Origin of the sequence: Pseudomonas sp. (genome assembly GCF_049301935.1) — a bacterium.
GTDB lineage: Bacteria > Pseudomonadota > Gammaproteobacteria > Pseudomonadales > Pseudomonadaceae > Aquipseudomonas.
In genome coordinates, this window is sequence record NZ_JBAQLP010000031.1 from 1 (window position 1) to 6,790 (window position 6,790).

The following is a 6,790-nucleotide window of genomic DNA, read 5'->3' on the forward strand; positions in this document are numbered from 1 at the left end:
ATCTCTTGCTGACTCAAAAGCATCGCGGGCAAGCCCGCTCCTGCAGATCTCGCAGCACCCAATATCCCTGCCGCCACGCCCTGCGTGTCGCGTTTGACTGCGTTCTGTCGTTTTTATTGATTGATCGTTCAATAAAGATAATTTAGCCTTACGCCTATATTGCCTACACCGACGACCTGCGCCAGGCGGCTCGCGTCGCCCACACCGCACACGAGGAACGTGCCATGCCCCGCTTCGACGAACAGCAGCTCTATATAGGTGGTCGCTCTGTATCCGCCAGCAGCGGCGAGACCTTCGACAGCATCAACCCCGCCACCGGCGAAGTTCTGGCCCGCGTGCAGCGGGCCAGCCAGGCGGACGTGGAACTGGCCGTGGCCAGCGCCACTGCCGGGCAGAAGGTCTGGGCGGCGATGACCGCCATGCAGCGCTCGCGCATCCTGCGCAAGGCCGTGGATATTCTGCGCGAACGCAACGATGAGCTGGCCGAGTTGGAAACCCTCGACACCGGCAAACCGCTGAGCGAAACCCGCTACGTCGATATCGTCACCGGCGCCGATGTGCTGGAGTATTACGCCGGGCTGATCCCAGCCATCGAAGGCGAGCAAATCCCGCTGCGCGAAACCAGCTTCGTCTACACCCGCCGCGAGCCACTGGGCGTGGTCGCTGGCATCGGCGCGTGGAACTATCCGATCCAGATCGCCCTGTGGAAATCCGCCCCGGCCCTGGCCGCCGGTAACGCGATGATCTTCAAACCCAGTGAAGTCACCTCACTCAGCGCGCTCAAGCTCGCCGAAATCTACAGCGCCGCCGGCGTGCCGGATGGCGTGTTCAACGTGCTGACCGGCAGCGGTCGGGAAGTCGGCCAGTGGCTGACCGAGCACCCGGGCATCGAGAAGATTTCCTTCACCGGCGGCACCGTGACCGGCAAGAAGGTTATGGCCAGCGCCTCCAGCTCGACGCTCAAGGAAGTGACCATGGAGCTGGGCGGCAAGTCGCCGCTGATCATCTTCGAAGACGCCGACCTCGAGCGCGCCGCCGATATCGCGGTGATGGCCAACTTCTACAGCTCCGGCCAGGTCTGCACCAACGGCACCCGCGTGTTTGTGCCGCGCATGCTGCAGGCGCGCTTCGAGGCCAAGGTGCTGGAGCGGGTTAAGCGCATCCGCCTCGGCGATCCGCTGCTTGAGGCCACCAACTTCGGCCCGCTGGTCAGCGCGGCGCATATGGACAGCGTGCTCGGCTATATCGACAAAGGCCGCAGCGAAGGCGCGCGCCTGCTGATCGGCGGCCACCGCGTGACCGAGGGCGAGTACGCCAAGGGCGCCTATGTCGCGCCGACGGTGTTCACCGATTGCAACGACGGCATGACCATCGTCCGCGAAGAAATCTTCGGCCCGGTGATGAGCATCCTGGTGTACGACAGCGAAGAGGAAGTGATCCGCCGCGCCAACGCCACCGAATTTGGCCTGGCCGCTGGCGTGGTCACCCGCGACCTGAACCGTGCGCATCGGGTGATCCACCAGCTGGAAGCCGGCATCTGCTGGATCAACACCTGGGGCGAGTCGCCGGCGGAAATGCCGGTGGGCGGCTACAAGCAGTCCGGCGTCGGCCGCGAAAACGGCCTGACCACCCTGCTGCACTACACGCGGATCAAATCGGTACAGGTTGAGCTGGGCGGCTATAGCTCGGTGTTCTGAACAATGCTTTCGCAAACTCGTAGGGTGGGTTACGGCGCACGATGATCGGATACAGCCCCGACCCCGCATGGCGCCCCACCCTACGAAAAGCCGTGACACAGCAGGTAAGCCCCATGACCCAGGAATTCGACTACATCATCATCGGCGCCGGCTCGGCCGGTAACGTACTGGCCACCCGCCTGAGCGAGGACGCTGACGTCAGCGTGCTGCTGCTGGAAGCCGGCGGCCCGGACTACCGCCTGGATTTTCGCACCCAGATGCCCGCCGCCCTGGCCTTCCCGCTGCAAGGTCGGCGCTACAACTGGGCCTACCTGACCGAACCCGAGCCGCACATGAACAACCGCCGCATGGAGTGCGGGCGCGGCAAGGGTCTGGGCGGCTCATCCCTGATCAACGGCATGTGCTACATCCGTGGTAACGCCATGGATTACGACGGCTGGGCCGCGGAAAAGGGCCTGGAAGACTGGAGCTACCTGGATTGCCTGCCGTATTTCCGCAAGGCGGAAACCCGTGATATCGGCGCCAACGCCTACCACGGCGGCGACGGCCCCGTGTCGGTCACCACCCCTAAACACGGCAACAACCCGCTGTTCCACGCCATGATCGAAGCCGGCGTGCAGGCCGGTTACCCACGCACCGACGACCTCAACGGCTACCAGCAGGAAGGCTTCGGCCCGATGGATCGTACCGTCACGCCCAAGGGCCGGCGAGCCAGCACCGCGCGCGGTTACCTCGACCAGGCCCGCGAACGGCCAAACCTGACCATCGTCACCCACGCCCTCACCGACCGCATTCTGTTCAGCGGCCAGCGCGCCAGCGGCGTGGCCTATCTGCTCGGCGACAACAACACGCCGATCAGCGTCAACGCGCGCCGCGAAGTGCTGCTGTGTGGCGGCGCGATTGCCTCGCCGCAGGTGCTGCAACGCTCCGGCGTCGGCCCGGCGGCGCTGCTGCGTGAACTGGACATCCCGCTGGTGCACGACCTGCCCGGCGTCGGCCAGAACCTGCAGGACCACCTGGAGGTGTACCTGCAATACGCCTGCAAGCAGCCGGTGTCGCTGTACCCGGCGCTGCAATGGTGGAACCAGCCGCTGATCGGCGCCAACTGGCTGTTCCTTGGCCAGGGCATCGGCGCCAGTAACCAGTTCGAGGCCGGCGGTTTTATCCGCTCAAGTAGCGAGTTCGACTGGCCGAATATCCAGTACCACTTCCTGCCGGTGGCGATTAACTACAACGGCAGCAACGCGGTAAAGGAACACGGCTTCCAGGCGCATATGGGCTCCATGCGCTCGCCGAGCCGTGGGCGTATTCAGGTCACCTCCAAGGATCCGCGCCAGCATCCGAGCATCCTGTTCAACTACATGGCGCATGAGCAGGACTGGCGCGAGTTCCGCGATGGCATCCGCATCACCCGCGAAATCATGGCGCAATCCGCCCTGGACCCGTATCGCGGACGTGAGATCAGCCCCGGTGCCGAACTGCAGACCGACGCCGAACTGGACGCCTTTATCCGCGAACATGCAGAAACCGCCTACCATCCGTCGTGTTCCTGCAAGATGGGCGAAGACGCTATGGCGGTGGTCGACGGCCAGGGCCGAGTGCACGGCGTGCAGGGCCTGCGCGTGGTGGATGCGTCGATCATGCCGCTGATCGTCACCGGCAATCTGAATGCGCCGACCATCATGATGGCCGAGAAGATCGCCGACAAAATCCGTGGCCGCGCCCCGTTACCGCGCAGCACCGCGCCGTATTTCGTCGCCGGCAACGCCGCGGTGCGCGGCACCGCGCAACGCTCCGCTTAAGAACCTAACCCGGGCTGGTTCTCAGAACGCGTAGCTCTTGTAGGAGCGGGCTTGCCCGCGAATCAAGGTCGACAGAAAAACATCGCGGCCAAGGCCGCTCCTACGGGTTCGCAGAATCCGCCGCAATATTTGATTGAGCACAGCCTTCTAGATAGACCCGGGCGACGTGATCGGCCGCCCATAACGCCGGCCTTTAGCCCGGCGAAACTACAGGCTGCTTGAAGCTGCGGGCGAAGGGCGTCGATAATGCGCAGTTTTCAACCAGCGCCTTTGTGCGCCGCCGCCCCAACGGCCGACCGAGCAGACCATGAAAGACAGCATTCGCCACCTGATTCAGCAAGCCCTGACCCGCCTCACTGCCGACGGCGTGCTGCCGGAAGGCCTGAGCCCGGCCATTCAGGTGGAGAACACCAAGGACAAGAGCCACGGCGACTTCGCCAGCAATATCGCCATGATGCTGGCCAAGCCGGCCGGTATGAAGCCGCGTGACCTGGCCGAGAAGCTGATCGCCGCGCTGCCCAGCGATGCCGCGATCAGCAAGGTCGAGATCGCCGGCCCGGGCTTCCTCAACTTCTACCAGAACACCCAGGCCCTGGCCGCGCGCATGGATGCCCTGCTGGCCGACGGCAAGCTCGGCGTACGCAAGGCCGGCCCGGCGCAGCGCGTGGTGGTCGACCTGTCCGCGCCCAACCTGGCCAAAGAGATGCACGTCGGCCACCTGCGCTCGACCATCATCGGTGACGGCGTGGCGCGGGTACTGGAATTTCTCGGCGACGAGGTGATCCGCCAGAACCACGTCGGCGACTGGGGCACCCAGTTCGGCATGCTGCTGGCCTATATGCAGGAAAACCCGGCGGCCGCCGAAAGCGAGCTGGCCGACCTGGAAAACTTCTACCGCGCGGCGAAGAAGCGCTTCGACGACTCCCCTGAGTTCGCCGAGCGTGCCCGCGAGCTGGTGGTGCAGCTGCAAGCCGGCGACGCCGAGTGCCTGCGCCTGTGGCACCGCTTCAACGATATTTCCCTGAGCCACTGCCAGGCGCTGTATGACCGCCTCGGCGTGAAGCTGAACATGGCCGATGTCAAAGGCGAGAGCGCCTACAACGACGACCTGGCCAAGGTGGTCGCCGACCTCAAGGCCAAGGGCCTGCTCAGCGAAAGCGACGGCGCCCAGTGCGTGTTTATGGACGCGTTCAAGAACGCCGAAGGCAACCCGCTGCCGCTGATCGTGCAGAAGGCCGGCGGCGGTTACCTGTACGCCACCACCGACCTGGCTGCCACCCGCTACCGCGCAGGCGTTCTGCAAGCCGACCGCGCGCTGTACTTTGTTGACCAGCGCCAGGCCCTGCACTTTCAGATGGTCTTTGCCGCCGCGCGCCTGGCCGGCTTCGTCCCGGCCAGCATGCAGCTGGAACACATGGGCTTCGGCACCATGAACGGCGCCGACGGCCGCCCGTTCAAGACCCGCGACGGCGGCACGGTGAAGCTGGTCGACCTGCTCAATGAGGCCGAAGAGCGCGCTTACACCCTGGTCAAAGGCAAGAACCCGGAACTGGACGAAGCCGAACTGCGCCAGATCGCCCGCGCGGTAGGCATCGGCGCGGTGAAATACGCCGACCTGTCCAAGCACCGCACCAGCGACTACCGCTTCAACTTCGAGCTGATGCTGAGTTTCGAGGGCAACACCGCGCCCTACCTGCTGTACGCCTACACCCGCGTGGCCAGCGTGTTCCGCAAGCTGGGCAAGGGTTTCGATGAGATTGACGGCCAGCTTGATCTGCAGGCCGCCCAGGAAATCGAACTGGCTGGCAAGCTCGCGCAGCTCAATGAAGTGCTCGCCAGCGTCGCCGACAAGGGCGAGCCGCACCTGCTCTGCGCCTACCTGTATGACCTGGCCGGGCTGTTCTCCAGCTTCTACGAGAACTGCCCGATCCTCGCCGCCGAAGACCCGGCCACCCAGCAGAGCCGCCTGCGCCTGGCCGCACTGACCGCGCGCACCCTCAAGCAGGGCCTGGAGCTGCTCGGCCTGGAAACCCTGGAGCGCATGTAAGTGGCGGCCAAAAAGAAGCCCGCCGCCAAACGCGGCGCCAGCCGTTACCAGGCGCCGGCGAAAAAGCCGGTGCCCGGTTGGTTCTGGCTGGCCTGCGGCCTGCTGATCGGCGGCTTTATGGTGTTTCTGTTCAGCCTCGAACCGGGCCGCGATGAGATCAAGCGCAGCAAGGTCGAACAGGCGCGCGCCTCTCAGGCCAGCAAGGCCGCAGCTGCCAAGCCCGCCAGCAGCGAGCCGGCCAAGCCCAAGTACGACTTCTACACCCTGCTGCCGGAATCGGAAGTGATCCTGCCGCCGCAAGCCATCGAGCAACCGGCGGCCGTACCCGAGCAGAAACCGGTTACCCCGGAAGAAGCAGCGAAGATCGATGCCGCCCGCGCCGAGGCCGCGCTCAATGGCCAGGTGCCGCCACCGCCGCCGGTAGTCGCCAAAGGCCCGGTCAGCTCGCAGTTATTCCTCCAGGCCGGCTCGTTCCGCCGCAAGGACGACGCCGACAGCCTGCGCGCGCAGATCATCCTGCTCGGGCAGAACGTGCAGGTGGAATCCGGCACGGTGCGCGAGGAAACCTGGCACCGCGTGCTGGTCGGCCCCTTCGCCACCCGCGAACAGCTCGGCCAGGCGCAGAAATCCCTGGCTGCCAGCGGTTTCAGCAATCTATTGTTACAGCAGCGGCAAAGCCAGTAAGTTCAGGCCCTGTGGCGCACTCGCACGACTATTTGTCGGACAGCGGATGCCCCAGGGCTTGAAGCGGACCACCGCTGCCCCCACTTCATTCGGCATTGGGCACTTTCGCCCCGCTGCGTGGAGACTCTCCCCTTGACCACCATCGTTTCAGTGCGCCGCAACGGCAAAGTCGTCATGGGCGGCGACGGCCAGGTGTCCCTCGGCAATACCGTGATGAAAGGCAACGCGAAAAAAGTCCGTCGCCTGTATCACGGCCAGGTGCTGGCCGGCTTCGCCGGTGCCACCGCCGACGCCTTTACCCTGTTCGAACGTTTCGAAGGTCAGCTGGAGAAACACCAGGGCCACCTGGTGCGCGCCGCCGTCGAGCTGGCCAAAGACTGGCGCACCGACCGCTCGCTGAGCCGCCTGGAAGCCATGCGGGCGGTGGCCAACCAGGACGCCTCGTTGATCATCACCGGCAACGGCGACGTGGTTGAGCCCGAGCACGGCCTGATCGCCATGGGCTCCGGCGGCGGCTTCGCCCAGGCCGCGGCCATGGCCCTGCTGCAGAAAACCGACTT

At 65.1% G+C, this 6,790-nt stretch carries 5 protein-coding genes; all 5 read left to right on the forward strand.

Features of this window, described 5'->3' with window-relative positions:
* The first annotated feature begins 224 nt into the window (after positions 1-224).
* Complete coding sequence (betB, locus tag WA145_RS04090) at positions 225-1,697, forward strand: betaine-aldehyde dehydrogenase (protein ID WP_422580340.1); 1,473 nt, start codon at positions 225-227, stop codon at positions 1,695-1,697.
* 113 nt (positions 1,698-1,810) lie between these two features.
* Positions 1,811-3,499 (forward strand): choline dehydrogenase, encoded by a 1,689-nt coding sequence (gene betA / locus WA145_RS04095; RefSeq protein WP_422580341.1) that lies wholly within the window; start codon positions 1,811-1,813, stop codon positions 3,497-3,499.
* Positions 3,500-3,806: 307 nt separating this feature from the next.
* Positions 3,807-5,546: an arginine--tRNA ligase gene (gene argS, locus WA145_RS04100; RefSeq protein WP_422580342.1), complete on the forward strand. Its 1,740-nt coding sequence runs from the start codon at positions 3,807-3,809 to the stop codon at positions 5,544-5,546.
* Positions 5,547-6,230, forward strand: coding sequence for an SPOR domain-containing protein (locus tag WA145_RS04105; protein WP_422580343.1), 684 nt, complete (start codon positions 5,547-5,549; stop codon positions 6,228-6,230).
* A 132-nt stretch (positions 6,231-6,362) separates the two neighbouring features.
* The coding region (gene hslV, locus WA145_RS04110) for an ATP-dependent protease subunit HslV (RefSeq protein ID WP_422580344.1) at positions 6,363-6,790 on the forward strand (428 nt) is incomplete at its 3' end.

Coding starts and splice junctions, on each gene's coding strand:
- argS (WP_422580342.1), top strand. CDS start 3,807: ATGAAAGACAGCATTCGCCACCTGATTCAGCAAGCCCTGACCCGCCTC.
- betA (WP_422580341.1), top strand. CDS start 1,811: ATGACCCAGGAATTCGACTACATCATCATCGGCGCCGGCTCGGCCGGT.
- betB (WP_422580340.1), top strand. CDS start 225: ATGCCCCGCTTCGACGAACAGCAGCTCTATATAGGTGGTCGCTCTGTA.